We start from the raw sequence: 18,025 nt of genomic DNA, 5'->3' as shown, positions 1-18,025 counted from the left end.
TTTGTACAGGCAATGGTAAACGAGCAGTTCCTGCCGGCGCTGGTCCTGGTTAAAGAGGCGGTTGACCTGCATATGGATGAGGTCGGCGGCCAGCGCTATGCGTACATTTTCTGCTTTGTGCCGCGTCGCTGCAACCAGCGCAGTCAAAGCTCCGGTTGCCGTGGTTTTTTGTAACCAGGCGCTGATGTTTGGTCGCAGTTCCCGGTAGCGCAAATCGAGGGCGACCTTCAGGTCTTTACCGCTGCCGAACTCGGTGAAAAAATTACCGGCGCATTGCCGGCCAAACGCGATGAGTTCTTCGCCATTAAAAAAAGCGCAGGCCGTGGCATAAGCGTATTGCAGGGCGAACCGGAACAGTTCCGTTTCGCCGGGTTGCAGGTGCCGCTCATAAAAAGCCGCGACCTGTTCGCTGCCTTCCCGGAACGCGACTTCTACCCTTTCGATCTGCGCCGCTCCATAGCGCTCGAGTTCCCGGTGATAGGTATCGGCTTCGACCCTTACTTTAGGGTCAAGCCCGGTGGAACGGAGCCGCTGCCGGATGGCGACAAGGAGTTTGCCGGTGTCGTTGCTGCGGATGCGCAACCGCAGGTGCGGGCCGCCTTCGGTATAACGGATAAAGAACCAATTAATCATATTCCGCTGATGCCGCTTAACAAGCGGCGCAATTACTTTGGCGATCAGTTCATCGGCCGTGGCCGGGCTGCAATACAGTTTCAGATAGAGCCAGTCACTGCCCGGTGCAAAGCTTCGGGTGACCATGCTACTTTTTGCTGCGAGTGGTAGTGCAGTGTAGACCGGTTGAGGGTTATGCAGCGTGGTAACGAATTGCACCAGATGATCGCTCATCGGCGGCAGATATTCGCGAATACAGACCGTACCGTTCAAACATGCTTTAAAAAACAGGGCTTCTTCGGGCTTGCCCAGGTCAAAGACCAATTGCTGGTCGGCAGCGCCCAGGGCGACATGCCTGGGCAGACCGGCGATATTCACCTCTTCTGCTTTGAGGTACCATTTGGCAGGGCTGAGCACAAACTTCAGATAAGAGACCCTTGGATAAAAAGTCAGGCCAGGGAACAAAGTTTCCGGATCTAAGGTCAGGTTGCCCTGTACCCCCTCGTATTGCATATCGCAAAGCAGGCGGAACAGCGACAGTTCGCAGCGCCGGTAATTAAACGCCGTCGCCAGCCTCGGGATGACCCGCTTACTCAAACTTTTAGACTCCAGCACCAGGTGGTCTCCTTGTAAAGATATCAGCAGGTCGTTTGGCAGGAGGCCTTTTTCCGGGCAGGTATTCAGCGGGATGCGGTAGCGATAAATGGCTTTCCTGCGGTTGATATTGTCCACATGCGCGTCCGAGAACAGGTCGATATCTGCGAAAATGACATCGGGATTAGCCGCCTGCTCGGCGGAAGCAATATCCAGGCAGTGCTGGTGCACGGACTCGCTGAATAAGGAAAAACGCCCGGCCAGTTGCAAGGCGGATACGCCCGCCGCATAGTCGATCTGTGTACCTGCTATGGTTTCGCGGAAGATCAGGGGCATGGTCGGCGGCAAGGGCAGGGAAGTCTCGGGCAGGTCTTTCAGGTCTTTATCTTCCAAGATGATACCCGACACATTCCAACGCCTAAGCAATAGCTGGTGCACCTGCTGCCAGTCGAGAGAGCGACTGTGATTATTACTGGCTTTGAAAGGCAGGCTTTCCAATAAAGCGCCAACCGGTGCGCGCTGTTCGCCGTACGCGATGCCGGCGTCCGGGTCCAAAGCCTGGAGCAGCGGCACGCGCTGCCGGTCGAAGCGCCGCCGGAATTCCTTTTTGAATTGTTCGAGCTGCATGTTAGGATTTGACGGGCAAAGTTTGCGCAGAGCAGGAACAAGCGCTGATAGATCCTGCGCCGGTGACGTACTGACCGATCTTTCCAGCGCTGCGTAATAAGGCTGATCACAGACAGGGGTACCGGGAAAAGGAATGCTCCTGCCCGGGACGGGGCCGACCAGTGATACCTGGTCCCGGGTATAAAGGACCTGCTCATCCACAAAAAAGAAGAGGTAATCCGCCGCTTCTTCCAGGCTGCAATCGGCATTGGCCATGATCCATTCCTGTACCTGTCCGGCAGTCAGCGGCCCTTTTCGGAAAAGCCGGATCAGGTTCTGGTTAAAACGGACCGCGTCGATCGCGTCGAGCCGGAAGCTGCAGCGGCCCTTCTCGTCCCGCAAAGTAAAAGTATAACGGTAATGCTTACCGATCCGGTAAAGCGTCGGGTTCAAATAAAGCTGCGTATCATCGGGCAAAGGTCTCAGTGTAGGTTTTGTTTCGATCCCATCGGGAAACAAATGCAATACCGCTTCCTGTTGATCCCCTGCCCTACCAAAGGAAGCAAAAGCGCCAAAGGGTACCGGGCGATGGCACATACGGTTGTAATATTTGCGCAGCGTATGCCGCTCCTTCTCCCCCAACCTATCCCATTCAAATCCTTTGCTTTTGAGTAAGCGGTAAAAGTCCGGGCTGGCTAAAAACAGGGCTTGCCGGAACTCGTCCCTACCCAACACTTCGGATAAAAGAGACAGGTCATACGACAGGTGGCTGTAATATGGCGACCGTTGCATCATACCGGGAAAGAATTCAAAGGGTATCATACCTATTTCCTACTGTTTGCGCATCTCCCGCAAGCTTTACTTTGCCGGAAATACAAATTCAACCATTATGAAAAAGACAGGTATCCGCATCCGCGTAAAAATCAACCGCATCACCCTTATCATCACGACCGCTGCTGCTTTATTAGCAAGTCAGCCGAAAGAAAAAAACGCCGTCGACACAAAAACAGCCGCAAGTTTATCGGCAAGGAAATCGCACTATCGCGACTCGTTGACAAAACTTCAATCAATCACGTTATCCTACGATGAAGCAATTGGTTTTTCATAACGTTTTTTGGCGGGACTACCCGTTATTGTAATTTATAACGAGCCTTGAAAAGACACCCCAAAGAAGGGGCTGGTCTCTACTTATCAAATGCTAAGAGGCTCTGGTAAGCCCACCCAAGTAAACTTAGGCTGTCGTGCGATAAAATAAGCGAGCGCCAGCCCCACCTTTTAGTGGGGACCTACAAATATAGGATATGGCGCAACACTTACCCCCGCACGACAAAATTTACCAGATTTCTTAGCGAGGCTCGTGAATACTATAAAAACTTTTATTTCAAATCTTATAATTCCTTTACATATCAAAAGTAAAGATTAATCTTAATTATTCCAAATTTGGAATAATATTTTCTTTTTAAATAAAGTCCTTTTGTCTCATGGGTGCGCAATTCATAGACAAGGAATCTTTAAAAAAAATAAGGCAAAGATTATGGTCTATTGCTAACGAGAAAAAAATTGCATTAGAGGATATACAAGACAGGACCGGATTTAGTTATAGTCAAGTCTATCGAATTGTCAGAGGCACAAATAACATATCTGTAAGCGGATTAATCGCTGTTTGTAAGGCCCTAGAAATCCAACCTTTTGAAATATTTAACTTTGAGGTTCCGATACCAAAACACAAAGCTACAAGAAAGAACTTTTAATTTTTCTACGACCGAGATGCCCACTATTGTTTTGACTATTAGGTAAGATTGTTAAAGAGCTTTCTGAACTGATACCCGAAAACTAATCAATGTCCAATAGTCAGCGAAAAAACGATTTCCTTGAACATTCATTATATTTCATTCAGCTACATTTTCTTGACATTCTTGTGAAACCTCTATCCGTAAAATTTTGTTTTTTTTCCAAATTTCTTCGATATTTGTAGATATGAAAGCAGGAAAAACAACTACAGTAAAGACTGTCAGCGGTAAAAAAACTGCTGAAAAGAAAGCCAATCCATTTACCAAGTTGATGGATGATAAAAAGCGTATCGCTAAGGCTGTGACTAACAGCGTTGCATTATCGTCTCTTAAGGGTATCAAATTTGTCCGCCCAATATGATGTAGAAAGGGCTCTCGATGGCTCTTATCGGTTTGTTACTACTTCCGGTATAACGTATGTCGCTTATTTTACCGAGTTCAGTTTGTTGGATGAGGATGAAAATGAAATTGCCGTGATTTCTTTTGGTTTTACCTGCGATAGTGTTGCTGAAATAAAGAGGTATGACGGAAAGGTAAGACATACAATCATTCATATCATCCAGGAGTTTTTCGTATCTCAGCCTGATAATGCACTGCTCTATATGTGCATGGATAACGATGGTAAGGGCCGGAATAGGCAGGTTACCTTTGGCCGTTGGTTCCGTGAAGCAGATAGTGATCTCGAAAAGCATAATTTTAACTCAAAAATTCCAAACAAAGGGTTTTATAGTTCGATCATCCTGAGAACCGATAACCCTGAAAAAGAAAGGCTGATTGCGGCTTTTTACCACACGATTGACTATTGGGGACTATATAATTGATTAATCTTTAATGAAGACCAGGAAGAATGATAAAAAGTATGAATTAACGGATTTTTCCAAGTTCCGTGATCAGGAACTTGCGGAGGCTTTCGTGTTTCCGTCAAACGAGCCTGCGACTGCAATGGAGAAAAGGGAAGAGGAAGAGTTTTGGCGGGAGCGCAGGAAACAATTTGCAAATAGAAGCCCTCAACAACAGGTCCATGATAAGTTATTGCAATTAAAATTTCAAATGGAGGACTATCTTGGTCATCAGCATGGTGATTGACCATCGCGTCTTTTCCAACGGTAAGTCGTCCGCAGGCATAAACCGCAGAAGTATCGGTCCCAGGGCAAAGGCAGGCCGGCCAGTAACAGCGGCCAGGGGAAATGGTGATGATAGACCAGGCCGCAGCGTTTACAGCGCAGGTAGGTGCCCGGCCGGGTCATTCCCGGATCCTCCCGGGGTGTTTGCGGCGGGTGGTCTGGTCTTTTGCTTTTGCCGCCGGGTTCAAAGGGCAGGTTGGATAAAAACAGTTTCATCCGATGAGGTCCCGGTAGGCTATGGCACTGAGCAGGCTGTCCAGGCCGGAGCTGTCAAAGGTCGTGATGCTGACCAGCCAGCCTTCGTCGTAGGGGGCGCTGTTGACGAGTTCGGGGGTCTTCAGTACTAATGGGTTGATGCCGGTGATCCTGCCGCTGACGGGCATGATCAGGTCGGAGACGGTTTTGACGGCTTCTACGGTGCCGAAGACTTCGCCCTGCCGGTATACGGTGCCCGGCTGGGGCAGGTCGAGGAAAACGATATCGCCCAGTTCTCGGGCGGCGAAGGCGGTGATGCCGGTCAGGTATTCTTCGCCTTCGCGTTTGAGCCATTCATGGTCCCGGGTATAGTTCCGGTCAAGAGGGATGTGGATGGTGCTGTTCATGTGGTTTGGAAATCAAGGGCGCCTTTCCAGGAGGCGCCCTTACTGTTGGGTCTTTTTAACTGACATTTCATTTACGAATGAAAAAACGATAAAGAACGATTTGGAAATTTCTTATAACTCAAATAGGGCGTTGTTTTTGGATTCTTTAAGGAGGAAATTGCTCTCCACCTCCCCTACATTCGGGTGGCTGGTGATCTTTTCGAGCAGCCAGACCGCGTAATCCTGTGGTGTGGCCGCGGTGACCTGCAGGATAAAGTTCCAGCTGCCGGATACGATAAAACAGGATTGCACCGGGGGCATGTCTTTGACGAGTTCTTCGAACGCTTCAAGGAGGGGCGTGTTCTGTGCTTTCAGCCGCACCATCAGGACGACCAGGACGGGCCGGCCGATCCTGACGCGGTCGAGGACCGCGCCGAAGCGGCGGATATAGCCCTGGGCGAGGAGTTTCTCGATGCGGGTATGGACCGGTCCGGGGGTCAGGTGCACGAGTTTGGCGAGCCGGTTGACTTCCATCCGGCCCTCCTGCTGCAGGATGTTGAGGATCCTCAGGTCGATGCTGTCCGGTTTATCTTGCGTCATAGATGGATGCCAGTAACAAGGCCTGGTAGGCGTTTACAATGCCCCCGGTCTGACAGAGGTCGGTGAAAGGCACCTTGCGGGTCGTTTTGCCGATCTTCAGGTTGACCGGGTGGTTGACTTTAACCGCGGATGTTAGAATAATATCCTTGACTTCCGCGGCTTTGAGTTTGGGATAGTACTCCCGGATCAGGGCGGCCAGGCCTGCCACGACGGGGCAGGCCATACTGGTGCCATCGAAATAGGCGTATTTGGAACCGGGGATGCTGGAATAGATCTGTACGCCGGGGGCGAAAACGTCGACGGCCGTTTTGCCGTAATTGGAAAAGCTGGCTTTCAGCGTGGTGTCGTTATGCATCCCGGAAGCGCCCACGACGATCCAGGCGCCGGCGGTTTTTCCGTTGCGGTAGTTGCGGTTGGGGAAATTAGCAGCGGAATCGATGTTTTTATTGCTGTTGCCGGCGGCCTGGATAAGCAATACGTCTTTTTTTAGCGCGTATTTTACGGCTTCGTCCACGGCTTTTTTGTCCTGGCTGTAGTCCTTGCCAAAGCTCATATTGATCACTTTGGCGCCGTGGTCGGCGGCGTAACGGATGGCGTTGGCGACGTCTTTGTCGCGCTCGTCGCCGTCGGGGACGGTGCGGATGGCTAATATTTTCACATCGTCAGCAATGCCGTCGAGGCCGATACCGTTATGGCGGACGGCGGCGATGATGCCGGAAACATGGGTGCCATGGGTGGCGTCGGGCCCCATTACGTCAGGACTGCCGTAATTGCGTTGTTTGCTGTTGAAATAATCGTCACCGACATACAGCGGGCGGGGATCATAGGCGGTATTGAGCTGGTAATCGGCCTGTGCCTGATAATGGTCTATCGCATCCCGGGTGTCTTTTTTAAGCGCTTCATAACTGTCTTTTTTCTTCAATTCGCCGATCACAAACCGGAGGTAGTCGGAGTTCCTGCCCACTTTGGGGAGATAGGCTTCCAGGTCGCTGACGGTGGGATTGGTTTGACCGGACTGTTCGGCGAAATAATTCAGGGCGCGCAGGTAATTGGTGTAATATTTCAGGCCGCTGGCTGCTTCCTTTTGCTGCTGGTCAAGGTCCTTTTTTTCTGCCTGGTAGGCCATCAGGTCACCGGTACTGAGCTTACTGGTATCTTGCTGGATGAATTGCCGCACCTGGCGGGTGAGTTCTAAATTGTCATAATGGACGTTGCCTTTGTCCGAGCCGATATAGCTCCAGCCGTAGGTCCCGTTATCGCCTTTTCTTTTTTTGAGGTTGATCCAAAGGATACTTTTGAGGTCTTCATGGCTGGTATCCACGCCGGCATCGATGACGGCGACGATTACGGGCTTGGGTGTTTTGCCTTTGAGCAGGTGATAAGCTTTTTCGGTGCTGATGCCGAAGATGCTGTCTGCAGCGAGGTCTTTATTTTGCCAGTTCGGGATCTGCTGGGCAAAGGCGCCGGTTCCGAAAAGGCCTGCGGCGATCATTAAGCTGATTTTGGTATTCAAGTTCATTGGATTTATCTTTCTAATTTCTGCTTTGTGGACTTGTCCACAGATATTTATTGTACAACCTCAATATTTATGGGTAAAGGCCGTTTGGCCGTTAATTTTTAGAGCGGCAGGCCGCTGTAGCTTTTTGATTCAAAGAGCATAAAGTTGCTTTGCACTTCTTTGATGTTCTCATGGGAGGTGATATGCTCGAAAAGCCAGACGGCATAGACCTGCGGGCTGGGCATGGAAACGTGGACGACAAAGTTCCATTTGCCGGCGACGATATAGCAGGACTGCACTTCGGGTAAGGCCGACAGCATGAGTTCAAAGGCCCGCATTTGGCTGGCTTGCTGGTTTTGGAGGCAGATCAGGAGGACGACGAGGACGGGCCGGCCTACGGCGACGCGGTTGACGATGGCCTGGTAGCGTTCGATATAACCGGCTTCTTCGAGTTTTTCGATGCGGGTTTGCACGGGGCCGGAGCTTAAATTTACCAGTTTGCCGAGCGCGACGTTGTTGATGCGGGCGTCGCGTTGCAGTTGCGCGAGGATTTTTAAGTCAATATCGTCCAGTTTGCCGTTGATCATGGTCTTAGTAAAGCTTTTCGATATGGTAGCCGGTGATAACGATGCCTGCGAAGCGCAGTTGCTGTTCGATCCGGGTAGCCGCCTGTTCGCTGGGGACGCGGAATTGGAGGATACGCTGAGGGTTATTCCGGCTGAAAATATCCTTTGGTTCGTACCCTTCGCCCAGGTTTTCAACGGCTATCACGGCTAAAGTTTCAGCAATGCTTTCTTCACCGCCGGTAGCGGAGACGGCGAGCGTTACCCGGTAAGCCACAGCCTGTTCCTGCGCCGGTTTTTGAAGCGCGGCGCAGGAGGTCAGTAAACCAATCAGGCATGGGCATAGTCGGGCAACCAGCAGGAGAGCAAGTTTTCTAAAATTTTTCATAGAATAATTCGGTTCCTGTCCTGCGTCTTAATAATCTTTCACCAAGGTTATACCCGCAGCAGGAGATCCGCCGACAATGCCGCGCAATACAATGGTTACATTGTGAAATGAACGCGAACTCAGCGTATATTTCACAATAAGATTTCCCGTGGCAACATCGCGAAATTCAAAACCATAGCTGGGGTTCCTGCCATCCGCCGGATACTTTTTAATGTCTGTATACGCTTTGTAGGCCAAAGTGGGAACCTCTGATCCGTTCGGGTGACCGCTGATGTTTACGCTTACCGGATTGCTGCCAGGCGCCAGGTTGATGAAGCGAACGCCACAGGTACTGTCGGGGTAGGTAGTAAAGCTCTCTTTGATCAGCACGTTGTCAACAGAAGAGGGCGATGGCCCCGAAAGGAAAAGCGAATAATAACCACCCTCTGTAGTTTGGATGTTTTGATTGTAATAAACGACTGAAGGAGTTGCAGCCGGATGTAGGTTAACAGCACTGTTGCCTGCATTGACGGACAACTGTGCATAATTGTTGCTGCTAACGGTCAGCGCACTGTTGTTCAGGGTTAATGCGGTGCCGCCGACAACGACGTTGGCCACATTAATTGAGGCCAAGGGATAGGTTTTTACCGAGTCTTGTTTTTTACAGCTGGCTATGGCCGCTATGGTCAGCAGCGCCAGCAGGGTTTGTTTCAAATTTTTCATGATTGGATTAATTGGTTTTATGGATGTTGTTGTAAGAGGTTCTCAAATGTTTGTTTTTCCTGTTCTTTAATATTGGCACCATATTTCTGGAGATACGGCCGGGCTGCGCGGGCGTAGTTTTCCCAGTCCTTTTTATTCAGGGCATCGATCATGCGTGCGCGCAGGTAGATTTCCTCGCCGGCGGGGCCGTATGTCCCGGTCACTTTAGCGATAGTGATCCAGTCCGGGTTGTTCGTGACCTGCATGGCCGGCGCAATATCGCCGTTATAGATGCAGTTCATTTGCGTAGTGATTAACGTCCTCTTTCCGATCAGTGTCTCAAATGCCGCCGGCTGGATTATCATTAACCGGAATCCGGGATCATGGCTACTTTTGGTAAATTGCAGCGTAAAACGCAGGTCATCCATGGTCAGCGGGGCTTTGAGCGTTTCAATATAACTGGCGGCTACCCTGGCCCCTCCCGTTTTGTCATTAACGCGCTGGCTCATCAGCGCCAGTTCTTTCAAAAAAACTGGTTCCCTTTTGCCATGGAGGTATTGATCAAAGAGTAGAGTATAGGTTACGCCTTCGTCTTCTTTATTGGAATCTTGGATCAGGATGTCCGGCAGCTTAGGCGATCTGGCGACGAGTTTCCCGTTGATGCGCTGCATTTCCTTTAAGGGGATCTTAATTATCTGGCGGTCATAGGTCATCAGGCCATTCTCTTCGCCTTCAACATCATAAGGCTGTGTATAGATGCTGGCGGAAAGACCTGCTTTTTCCAGGAGGACGAGATCGTTGGTCATGGCTTCATAACGACTGCTGACCTGCCCGGGGCTGACTTTGATATATCCCCAGCCCTGGTAAGGATTCCATTCGTGGCCGGGGATAGCCACACCGATCCCACCGAACTCTCCAAGTACTTGCGCTTTGCCAGGTTGTTTGATCGGCAACATGGGATCCGGGTAACTGTGTACGTCCGTCAAATCCGCGTCCACATAGGCATCCGGGCTGGGTGATCGCAATTGCTCGTTGACATACAGGATCTCGCCGGTATGGCCGTTGAGCAGACGAGAAGGATCGGTTTGTTTGATCCAGTCCGTCAACCGTTTTTGATCATACTGTCCCCATTTCTCGTTGAACAACACCCAGGTTGTGATACAGGGATAGTTATGCAACTGTTCCAGTGTTTCCTTACACTGCTGCTCGAATGCCGCTTTAGCGCCCTCCGGCAAGCCCTGGCTGGGGTTCACCATGTCCTGCCAGACGAGCATTCCCAATTTATCTGCCCAATAATACCACCGTGCAGGCTCTATCTTGATGTGCTTACGGATCGTATTAAAGCCCATCGCTTTGACCGCCTCGATATCAAATTTCAAAGCTTCATCGGTCGGAGCGGTATATAAGCCGTCCGGCCAAAAACCCTGATCCAAGACACCGAGGTTGTAACAGTACTTATTGTTCAGGAAGATCCGGTCTATCCCTTTCTCGTCTTTCTGAACAGAAATCTTACGCATGCCGAAATAGCTCTTAACTTCGTCATTCCCCATTTTGACGCTCAGGTCATATAAATAAGGATCGGTCGGCGACCATAAGTGGGCATTGGGTATAGGTAATTTGATGCGTTCATTGGTATGGCCAAGGACCGCACGGCCATCGGCTGCCAGCTGTACCTTTCCGGCGTGGTCGCTTTTCACAGTGACGGCAACAAAGCCGGAATCTACATTGGGCGTGATGAGCAAAGCATGGATGTAGTTCCAGGGTACTTCTTCCAGCCAAACGGTTTGCCAGATACCACTGCTGGATGTATAGTATATGTCTTTCGGGTTCAGCACCTGTTTGCCATGCGGACCGATACCCTGGTCTGACGGGTCGTAAACTTTCACCGATAACTCGTTCTCACCGGATTTCAGTTGATCCGTGATGTCGATCGTGAACTCCGTATAGCCACCGGTATGGCAACCGGCTTCGTGGCCATTGATATAGACAGTCGCCTGCCAGTCGACCGCGCCGAAATGCAGGAGCGTCCTTTGGTCTGTTTTACTGCTAATGAATGCCCTATGGTACCATAAGTTCTGATCGGGCTTTAGATTTTTCATTGCCCCGGAAAGCGCACTCTCTATGGGATAGGGTACCAGGAGCTGACCATCCCATTGCTGCGGTTGTGGAAGATCTTTCGGCGTGACTGCGTATTCCCAACGACCGTTCAAATTGATCCATCCCTGCCGGACCATTTGCGGGCGCGGGTATTCATTCAAAGGTTTGATTGGGTCCACCTCTTTCGCCCAGCGCGTGGTCATTTGGGCGCGGACTGTGACGCTCAGGAAACTGAACAAAAGACAGATATAACTTTTCTTATACATAATTGATCGTTAGGGTTTGTCCCTGGCGAATGACCAGGTGAGTGAATGTCAATTCGATCTGCCCAAGCCGGGCGTTTTGCGTAAATTGGATGGCTTTGCCGTTCAGCAACACTTGTATCCTGCCTTTTTTTTGTTCAAGACTCAAAGTTCTCAGAGGTAGTTTACCGTAGCTGATAGAAATAGATTGGCTTTGCTTTTCCTGGCTGATCGTGCCCCAGCCTTCGGCTGTAGACAAGAAGCCCTTGAAGCGGTCTTTTTGTACTTTGGGTGTAAAGCTTAAACTTTGATTTGGGCCGTCATATTGCAGGCCTTCCAGCACCAGCAGGACACCATAGCTGGCCATGGCGCGGGCATCATGATCGCCACATTCAATTTCGTTCCAGGGATTGTGCCTGGTGCCGTCATAGCGCCGGTCCAGGCCTTTCAGGATGGCCAGGGCTTCGTTGGTATATCCTTCCTGGATGAGGTTAGTGGCGACCTGGTATTCGACGCCGGTCCAGACTTCGTCGCGGTAACGCACCCCGGTGTTACCTGGGTGCGCGGAAAAAGGCCAGGTACAGACCAGCAGGCCGGCCTCGCCGGCGTTTGCAAAGTCGCGCTCAGCAGGGTGAAGGCTGGTTTGAGCCGCTATATCCGGCGCCCAGTTATAACGGTAAATGGATAGCAGGGCACTATCTATTTCCGCTTTCGGATAAAGGTAACCCAGGCCGGTCAGCCCGGCCCAGGTTTGGCCGAACAATTGGTCGGACAGACAGCCCCTGCCGTACTGCCACTTGGGATACGCAGCCAGGTCGACATCCTGAACAAAATAGTGGCCGTTGAACAGCCTTTCCGAACTGTTGAGGCTTCCTGCTGCAGCGATCTGCCCGCAACTGTCGGCGAAACTTTGGTCATGCTCGGTTCGCGCCATCCTGGCAGCGGCTTTCAATGCGGCCAGGTACAGGCTGCCGACATAAGTATTGGCGCCATGGAACGCGATATCATAGGTGTTGGGCTGGTCCCCTTCAATAAGCCCGTCACCATTACCATCTGCCAGGATTAAGACCTGCATGGCGCTCTTGATCTTTGCCCAGTTCCGGTCGAGGAAAGCGTTGTCGGGACTGGCCAGATGCTCGCGGTAAGCTTTCAGGATGGTGCCGGCTTGCCCGTCCATGACATAACCACCATGGCCATTGCGGCAATCGACTTTGCCGTCAGGTCGTAAAGAGGTTGCCAGATCGGTTCGTTCCCGCAGGTTCCTTTCCAGCTCGGGAAACAAATGGGCTAGTGCCTGCTCGTAATTCCAGACGTGCGTACACGTACCTTCACAACTGCCGACGCCTTCCCATCCGTAGAATTTGCCATTGCCCCACCACTGGCAGGTTTCCGTGGCCAGTGTGCTAACCGGCATCAATATCCTCCGGTTCAGCCAGTAAGGTATCGTACCGCTGTACCAATCATGATGAAAAGCCATCGTTTGATCCTGTAACCGTTTAAAGTTATTGCTAACCCACGCAGCTACGTCCTTTGAGCTCTTAAACCAGTTCACATAATTGTTGCCGATCTTTGTCCCTGTACAGGGAATGGCTTCATTCCAATTGTAGCCGTGCCCCTGATTCTGCGGCCGGTTGGGAAAATACCAACTGAGGATAAAGGTCAGCGTCTGGCTTTCAAAAGGTTTGAGTATCAGGGTTTGACCCACTTCACCGATCAGCGGGATACCCAGGGGCTTTTCGGCGGTTTGACTGGCGGTCCCTTGTTCTGCTAGTGCATAGCCGTGACCTAACAGGCTCAGCGTTACGTTCCCATTGAATGCATGATCTTGAGGAATATCATTCCCGGTAACATCCATCATCACGCCGATTCGGCCTTTTTCCAGCAAGACCCGGTTACGGCTAATAGCGGCATATTGCCCTTGTTCATCCAGTTCGACCGGATTTTGCAGTTGTCCGCTCAGCGAGACCGCTTCCGGGACATTGGTGCCATTATAAAGGGTATATTGCAGGATGCTGGCAGGAGTCGCGCTCTCCCGCGCATCCAACGGTATAAAAGGACTCCAGGCGGTCAGGGTTACTTTGACGGGTCCGGCGTTATGATATTGCACCGTGGCAACCGGGTATTCCCCGGCAAAAGTGATATGCGGGCAGCCCGTCTTATTCAATAGGACCGGCTGCTGACCTTTAACCTTTAATGTAAATCCGTTTTCCACGTAAGATGCAGGGCGGAACGTCTGGTAACCTGTCTCATAGGTTCCTTGCCGGGTTCGGTATTTCAAATACGGGTGGTGGCCATCGCCGGTATTGTAAGCATTATTCGCGATCCACCAACACGCCAGCGTCCCGTCCCCTCTCAGATACAACTGCCCGGCGGCGATGCCGCCAATGGGCATCCCGATCGTTTCCAGTTGCTCACCTCTATAAGTGGTCGGACCATTAGCCCATACTTTGTCCGGGTTCCTGGTCTTCGCTAAAGGTACATGGTGGCTGCTGTCCAATTGGCCAAATGCCATCGAAATAAAAAACACACCGATAATTAAAAAAATAGCTTTCATAAGATTCACCAGGTAGTTAAGCCTTGTTGCATTTTTTTATAGGCCTCCTGGATATCTTTATTTTTTGGCTCAAGTTCAAGGGCCTGTGCTTCTAGTGCCAGGGCCTCTTTTTTGCGGCCCAGTTTGTAAAGGATATTGGCCTTCGTATCTTTATTCCCGCCATCCTTCGGTTGTATCGCGATAGCGAGGTCGGCCCATTTGAGGGCTGTTTCCAATTCCTGTTTGTCAGTACTGTGCTGAAAGATATCCCAGGCGTTGTTATTCAAACCCATTACTCCCCAGAGGTCTTTTGGCGAATCTTCAATATGGTCCCGTTCCAGTTGTTCGACCAGATAATGCGTGTAGTTCTTCCAGTTCTTTTGTTCCTTAAACCAATTGACCCTGGCGTTCAAAACATTGACGTCTGCGAGATGAGCACCGAAAATTTGTTGAATGGCGGTATGTACCCTGGTCCAGTCCGGGTCGCTTTTACGTGCCTTCGCCGCAGCAAATTCGGGCAGAACCTGTTCTTTGTAAATGATGTAGTTGACCATGCTGTTACTATACCCTTTCGTATGGAGAAGGGTGTCAACTTCGTTTCCGTGATCACGATACCAGGTAAATATCCGGTCCCCGGAACTCAGTACCTCCGCGAATTTGGATAAGAACTCCATATTGTCTTTAGTTGCAAACTGGCTGTCCGGCAGCTTATCGAGGTAATGATGTTCATAATCTTCCGCGATCGCGAAAGCCGTTGGGTTCTCATTGAATTTTCTGGATAGCACTGCCAAAGCGGGCAATTGCGCATAACTTGTCTTGCCTGAACGGTAATCCCTGACCAACGTATAATATTGTTTTTCAGGATCCGCGGCATCCCCGGCCAATTTGATAAATTCCTGCGGTTTTAAATAACCTACCCCCCGGTGAATGATCTCGCCCTGATCGTTGAAAAAAAGAAAGGTCGGGAACGCGTTAACCTTGTAACTTTCGAGTATACGATGTGCATCCGCATACCAGGCCCTGGTCATTTGATCATCATTCCGGGTCGTGTCAAACTGTACTTTTACGGAAATGAACCGCGGATTTAACGCCTGGCTTACGCTGTCGGTCGGATAAACCTTGGCATCCATCTGCCGGCATGGCCCGCACCAGGTCGCAAAACAGTCTAAAAAAATATATTTATGTTCGGTCCTGGCTTTCGCGAGGATTTGTTCCCAACTTAGGTTTTGTTCGAAACGAACCCCGGTAGTTTGAGCGGTCGCCAGTACCGGGATGTATAAATAGAGGAGAATGATTAGCTTTTTCATTGTTCAGTGATTGATGATTAAAAATTAATGTTTCGTTGTTTGCAGGACGGCGTTTATTTTTTTTCTCACTGCATCAGGCATCAGCAACCCGGCGCCGGGAGTTGCGCCCGCCGGTCCCAACTCGAAACGCCCGTCCCTGCCTTTAAGCACCGCGGGAATACCTTCTGTCATCCATTTGGGAGCAGGGGCACCCTTAAGGTAATGGTCGAAGAACTGTTGGGTTCGGATCGTAAGATCTATGGTGTTACGATTTTCAAAAACGACATGTCCCTCACCATCATATTGGAGCAACCAGACTTTCTTACCCAGTCTCCTTAAGGCGATAAAAAAATCCAAACCTTGTTGAAAAGGGATATCAGCATCTTGTTTATTGGCCATCATCAGCAGCGGTGTCTGAACGTTCGCCGCCTTAAAAATGGGCGAGTTCTCGATGTAAAGGTCCGGCCGGTCGAGTATATCCGCGCCGATGCGCTGGTAGCCCATTGAAAAACTCCCGCTCCTGGCATTTCCTGATCCCAATGCCTGGATGTCATTGGCCATGCTGACATAGTCGGTCAGACCCGACGCAGACATTGCTGCAGCAAAAAGATGACTATGGGTGACAATATAATTTGTTTCCCAGCCGCCCCGGCTATGGCCTTGAAGACCAATATGTTTATTGTCTACATAAGGGAGCCGGCCCAAATACTTTGCTGCTGATACCACTGTGTTAACGACACTGCTTCCGGGATGACCGATCTCATAATACATGTCCGGCGTAAATACCAGGTAACCCTGACTGACATAAGTGGGAATGTTGATTTGACCCTCCATAAATTCCGGCCGTAAAAAGCCATGCAGCCGTTCAGACAATTTCTCATAGTAATAAAATAGGACCGGGTACTTCTTTTTAGGATCGAAGTTCTCCGGCTTATAGAAGATACCTTGGTTCATCTTACCGTTCGGCAGTTTCCAGGTGACCAACTCAGAATGCATCCAGTTGTAGGATTTTTGTGGCTGGACATCGCTGATCGCGCGATAATCCTTAAAATCCTTGGTACAAAAATAATTAGGCGCTTCGTCCGCACGTTGCCGCAAAACAAGCCAGGTATTGACGTCCCTGGCTTTGACAGGCACAGCGCCGCCAGGGTCTTCCTCATTATCGACGCTGGCCTGGAAAAGATAGGGCAAAAGCGCCCCTAACTTTAGCGAGCCGGACCTGCCCGGTATGATCGTTGCAAAACCGTTGGCTTTTGTTTTACGGCTAAAAACGTTCAATACGATGGTCTGATCAGGATCGATCTGTGCCATAGCCTCTGCTTTCGAAAAAGAGCAAATCAGCTGATGGACTTTACCATATCCCCCCGTTAAATTGACGGGAGGGTATTTGCCTTCCGGATCGACCTTCCAGATATCATTTTGATCATAAAGCAATACCGCCTGGTCACCCTTTAGCCAACCGGCGATACCTATCGGCACAAATTTAGAACGAGGTACATCCTGGTCATGATAAGTGGTCCAGACGGTTTTTATACCTTGGGTAATATTCCGAGTGATATCGGTTATGGTAGAGCGGCAGAAATAATTTTGCTTTCCCGCCTCAAAGTAGATGACATAGTGCCCTCCTGGCGACAAATGATAATTGAAGATCTCCCAGTCGGAAACGTCTTTCGCGATCAGTTTGTGGGAGCCATCGCTCTTAGAACTCAGGTATAAAGTTCCCAGCGCGTACTTGTTCCAAAGTGATTCCCCATTGAATATGGGGCCTTTAGCCGTCAACACAAAGTCTCCTGAACCGCTGCCAAAATCTTCCGGCTGCGTCTGAAGCCATTCGTTCGTCCCGGTCAGACGGGTAATCTGATGAGTGCCCAGATTCGCGGTAAAATAATAACTGATCTTGGACTGGCCTGGAAGCTCTTTCAATTGTCGGGATTGAAGGCTCGCGTCGGTATAGCTGTAAACATCGACACTGGCCGCTTTGGGATCCAGCGGGGGCAGTTCGATCTGATGATCCAAGGAAAGCAAAAGCGAGTTGCCTTTTTGGTCAAAAGCCGTAATTTCACCCAGATCGAGCCCGTACAGCCTTTGAGCGGCAGAATCCGTCAGCAAGGGTGTCGCGGCGGTCTGCCCGGATATATAGAACCACAATGTCCGACCTCCATCGTCGCTCTGCCCGGTAAATGCTATTCTAGTCCCGTCCTGGCTGAGAACGATCGGACCTGGGTCAGCGCCCTTCCAAAAGTCAGTTTTATGGCCATCCGTGAGCCTTAGCTGTTCAAATGTTACCTGCGATGCTTTTTCCGGTTTGACCTGCAGGAATAGATATGCACCGTCTTCGCTAAATGCATACTGCTGAACATCGGGCACTTGAAATTTCTGCTGCGTTACAAGATCATATATCCTTAATAGCCGGTCCCGGCCTAAACAGGCCAGCCAGTTGCCTTTATGGGGTGTTTTAAAAGAAGTGACACCTATCAGATATTTTACGTTGTCCTTGCCTAGTTCCACAATCACGAGGCTGTCGCCTTTCATAAAAATGGCGTTTCGGCTGTTATCACTAAAAACACAAGCAGCCCATCGTTTTCCGCTGACACTAAATTTCCAGGTGTCGTGAATGGTCCTGATAACCAGGGAATTTTCATATTTGGTGGAATGGACCACCAGGTAAGCCGCATAAAGGCCGTCGTTACTGATGATCGCCTGTTGCGCCGACGCCCAGGTGGCGGGATCATAGGTGCTAGGATCAATTACCGGTTTTTGTGCCCAAACCCACAATGGCAGCAATAAGGCAAACAGCACGAATAGTTTTTTCATGGGAGTCGATTTCAAA

General features: G+C 50.3%; 15 protein-coding genes and 1 pseudogene. 5 read left to right on the top strand and 11 right to left on the bottom strand.

What is annotated here, in order from left to right:
• Positions 1–6: 6 nt before the first annotated feature.
• Positions 7–2,604 (bottom strand): annotated as a pseudogene (locus tag ACFGVR_RS15275) (thiopeptide-type bacteriocin biosynthesis protein); the annotation flags it as partial.
• A 97-nt stretch (positions 2,605–2,701) separates the two neighbouring features.
• Between ACFGVR_RS15275 and ACFGVR_RS15270 the strand changes: the two are divergent.
• The 5 genes from ACFGVR_RS15270 to ACFGVR_RS15250 all read left to right on the top strand — a co-directional run bounded on the left by ACFGVR_RS15270 (position 2,702) and on the right by ACFGVR_RS15250 (position 4,688).
• Positions 2,702–2,920, top strand: a complete 219-nt coding sequence (locus ACFGVR_RS15270; protein ID WP_448698181.1) for a hypothetical protein — start codon at positions 2,702–2,704, stop codon at positions 2,918–2,920.
• Between the two features lie 373 nt (positions 2,921–3,293).
• Positions 3,294–3,563, top strand: a complete 270-nt coding sequence (locus ACFGVR_RS15265; RefSeq protein ID WP_448698180.1) for a helix-turn-helix domain-containing protein — start codon at positions 3,294–3,296, stop codon at positions 3,561–3,563.
• Positions 3,564–3,789: 226 nt separating this feature from the next.
• Positions 3,790–3,963, top strand: coding sequence for a hypothetical protein (locus ACFGVR_RS15260; RefSeq protein WP_448698179.1), 174 nt, complete (start codon positions 3,790–3,792; stop codon positions 3,961–3,963).
• An 85-nt stretch (positions 3,964–4,048) separates the two neighbouring features.
• Positions 4,049–4,423 carry a DUF6169 family protein gene (locus tag ACFGVR_RS15255; protein ID WP_448698178.1) on the top strand — a complete coding sequence of 125 codons (375 nt, stop codon included), beginning with the start codon at positions 4,049–4,051 and terminating at the stop codon, positions 4,421–4,423.
• A gap of 10 nt (positions 4,424–4,433) precedes the next feature.
• Positions 4,434–4,688 (top strand): hypothetical protein, encoded by a 255-nt coding sequence (locus ACFGVR_RS15250; RefSeq protein ID WP_448698177.1) that lies wholly within the window; start codon positions 4,434–4,436, stop codon positions 4,686–4,688.
• A 250-nt stretch (positions 4,689–4,938) separates the two neighbouring features.
• Here the strand turns inward: ACFGVR_RS15250 and gcvH are convergent, their stop codons facing one another.
• The 10 genes from gcvH to ACFGVR_RS15200 all read right to left on the bottom strand — a co-directional run bounded on the left by gcvH (position 4,939) and on the right by ACFGVR_RS15200 (position 18,009).
• Positions 4,939–5,328, bottom strand: coding sequence for a glycine cleavage system protein GcvH (gene gcvH, locus ACFGVR_RS15245; protein ID WP_448698176.1), 390 nt, complete (start codon positions 5,326–5,328; stop codon positions 4,939–4,941).
• A gap of 111 nt (positions 5,329–5,439) precedes the next feature.
• Positions 5,440–5,907 carry an Lrp/AsnC family transcriptional regulator gene (locus ACFGVR_RS15240; RefSeq protein WP_448698175.1) on the bottom strand — a complete coding sequence of 156 codons (468 nt, stop codon included), beginning with the start codon at positions 5,905–5,907 and terminating at the stop codon, positions 5,440–5,442.
• A complete protein-coding gene (locus ACFGVR_RS15235; RefSeq protein WP_448698174.1) occupies positions 5,894–7,426 on the bottom strand; it encodes a S8 family serine peptidase in 1,533 nt (510 codons plus the stop codon). The genes ACFGVR_RS15240 and ACFGVR_RS15235 overlap by 14 nt, the downstream gene beginning before the upstream one ends.
• Positions 7,427–7,524: 98 nt before the next feature.
• Positions 7,525–7,992: an Lrp/AsnC family transcriptional regulator gene (locus ACFGVR_RS15230; RefSeq protein ID WP_448698173.1), complete on the bottom strand. Its 468-nt coding sequence runs from the start codon at positions 7,990–7,992 to the stop codon at positions 7,525–7,527.
• Between the two features lie 4 nt (positions 7,993–7,996).
• On the bottom strand, positions 7,997–8,356 hold the full coding sequence (locus tag ACFGVR_RS15225; RefSeq protein ID WP_448698172.1) for a hypothetical protein: 360 nt from the start codon (positions 8,354–8,356) through the stop codon (positions 7,997–7,999).
• A 27-nt stretch (positions 8,357–8,383) separates the two neighbouring features.
• Positions 8,384–9,058 (bottom strand): hypothetical protein, encoded by a 675-nt coding sequence (locus ACFGVR_RS15220; RefSeq protein WP_448698171.1) that lies wholly within the window; start codon positions 9,056–9,058, stop codon positions 8,384–8,386.
• A gap of 17 nt (positions 9,059–9,075) precedes the next feature.
• Positions 9,076–11,400: a sugar-binding domain-containing protein gene (locus ACFGVR_RS15215; RefSeq protein WP_448698170.1), complete on the bottom strand. Its 2,325-nt coding sequence runs from the start codon at positions 11,398–11,400 to the stop codon at positions 9,076–9,078.
• Positions 11,393–13,930 (bottom strand): GH116 family glycosyl hydrolase, encoded by a 2,538-nt coding sequence (locus ACFGVR_RS15210; RefSeq protein WP_448698169.1) that lies wholly within the window; start codon positions 13,928–13,930, stop codon positions 11,393–11,395. The genes ACFGVR_RS15215 and ACFGVR_RS15210 overlap by 8 nt, the downstream gene beginning before the upstream one ends.
• Before the next feature lie 5 nt (positions 13,931–13,935).
• A complete protein-coding gene (locus ACFGVR_RS15205) occupies positions 13,936–15,216 on the bottom strand; it encodes a thioredoxin fold domain-containing protein (RefSeq protein ID WP_448698168.1) in 1,281 nt (426 codons plus the stop codon).
• A gap of 24 nt (positions 15,217–15,240) precedes the next feature.
• The gene (locus ACFGVR_RS15200; protein ID WP_448698167.1) at positions 15,241–18,009 is read right to left on the bottom strand and encodes a prolyl oligopeptidase family serine peptidase; all 2,769 of its coding nucleotides are present in this window, start codon (positions 18,007–18,009) and stop codon (positions 15,241–15,243) included.
• Positions 18,010–18,025: the final 16 nt, after the last annotated feature.

Source organism: Mucilaginibacter aureus, from assembly GCF_053514885.1.
This window is presented reverse-complemented; position numbering and strand designations above follow the sequence as displayed.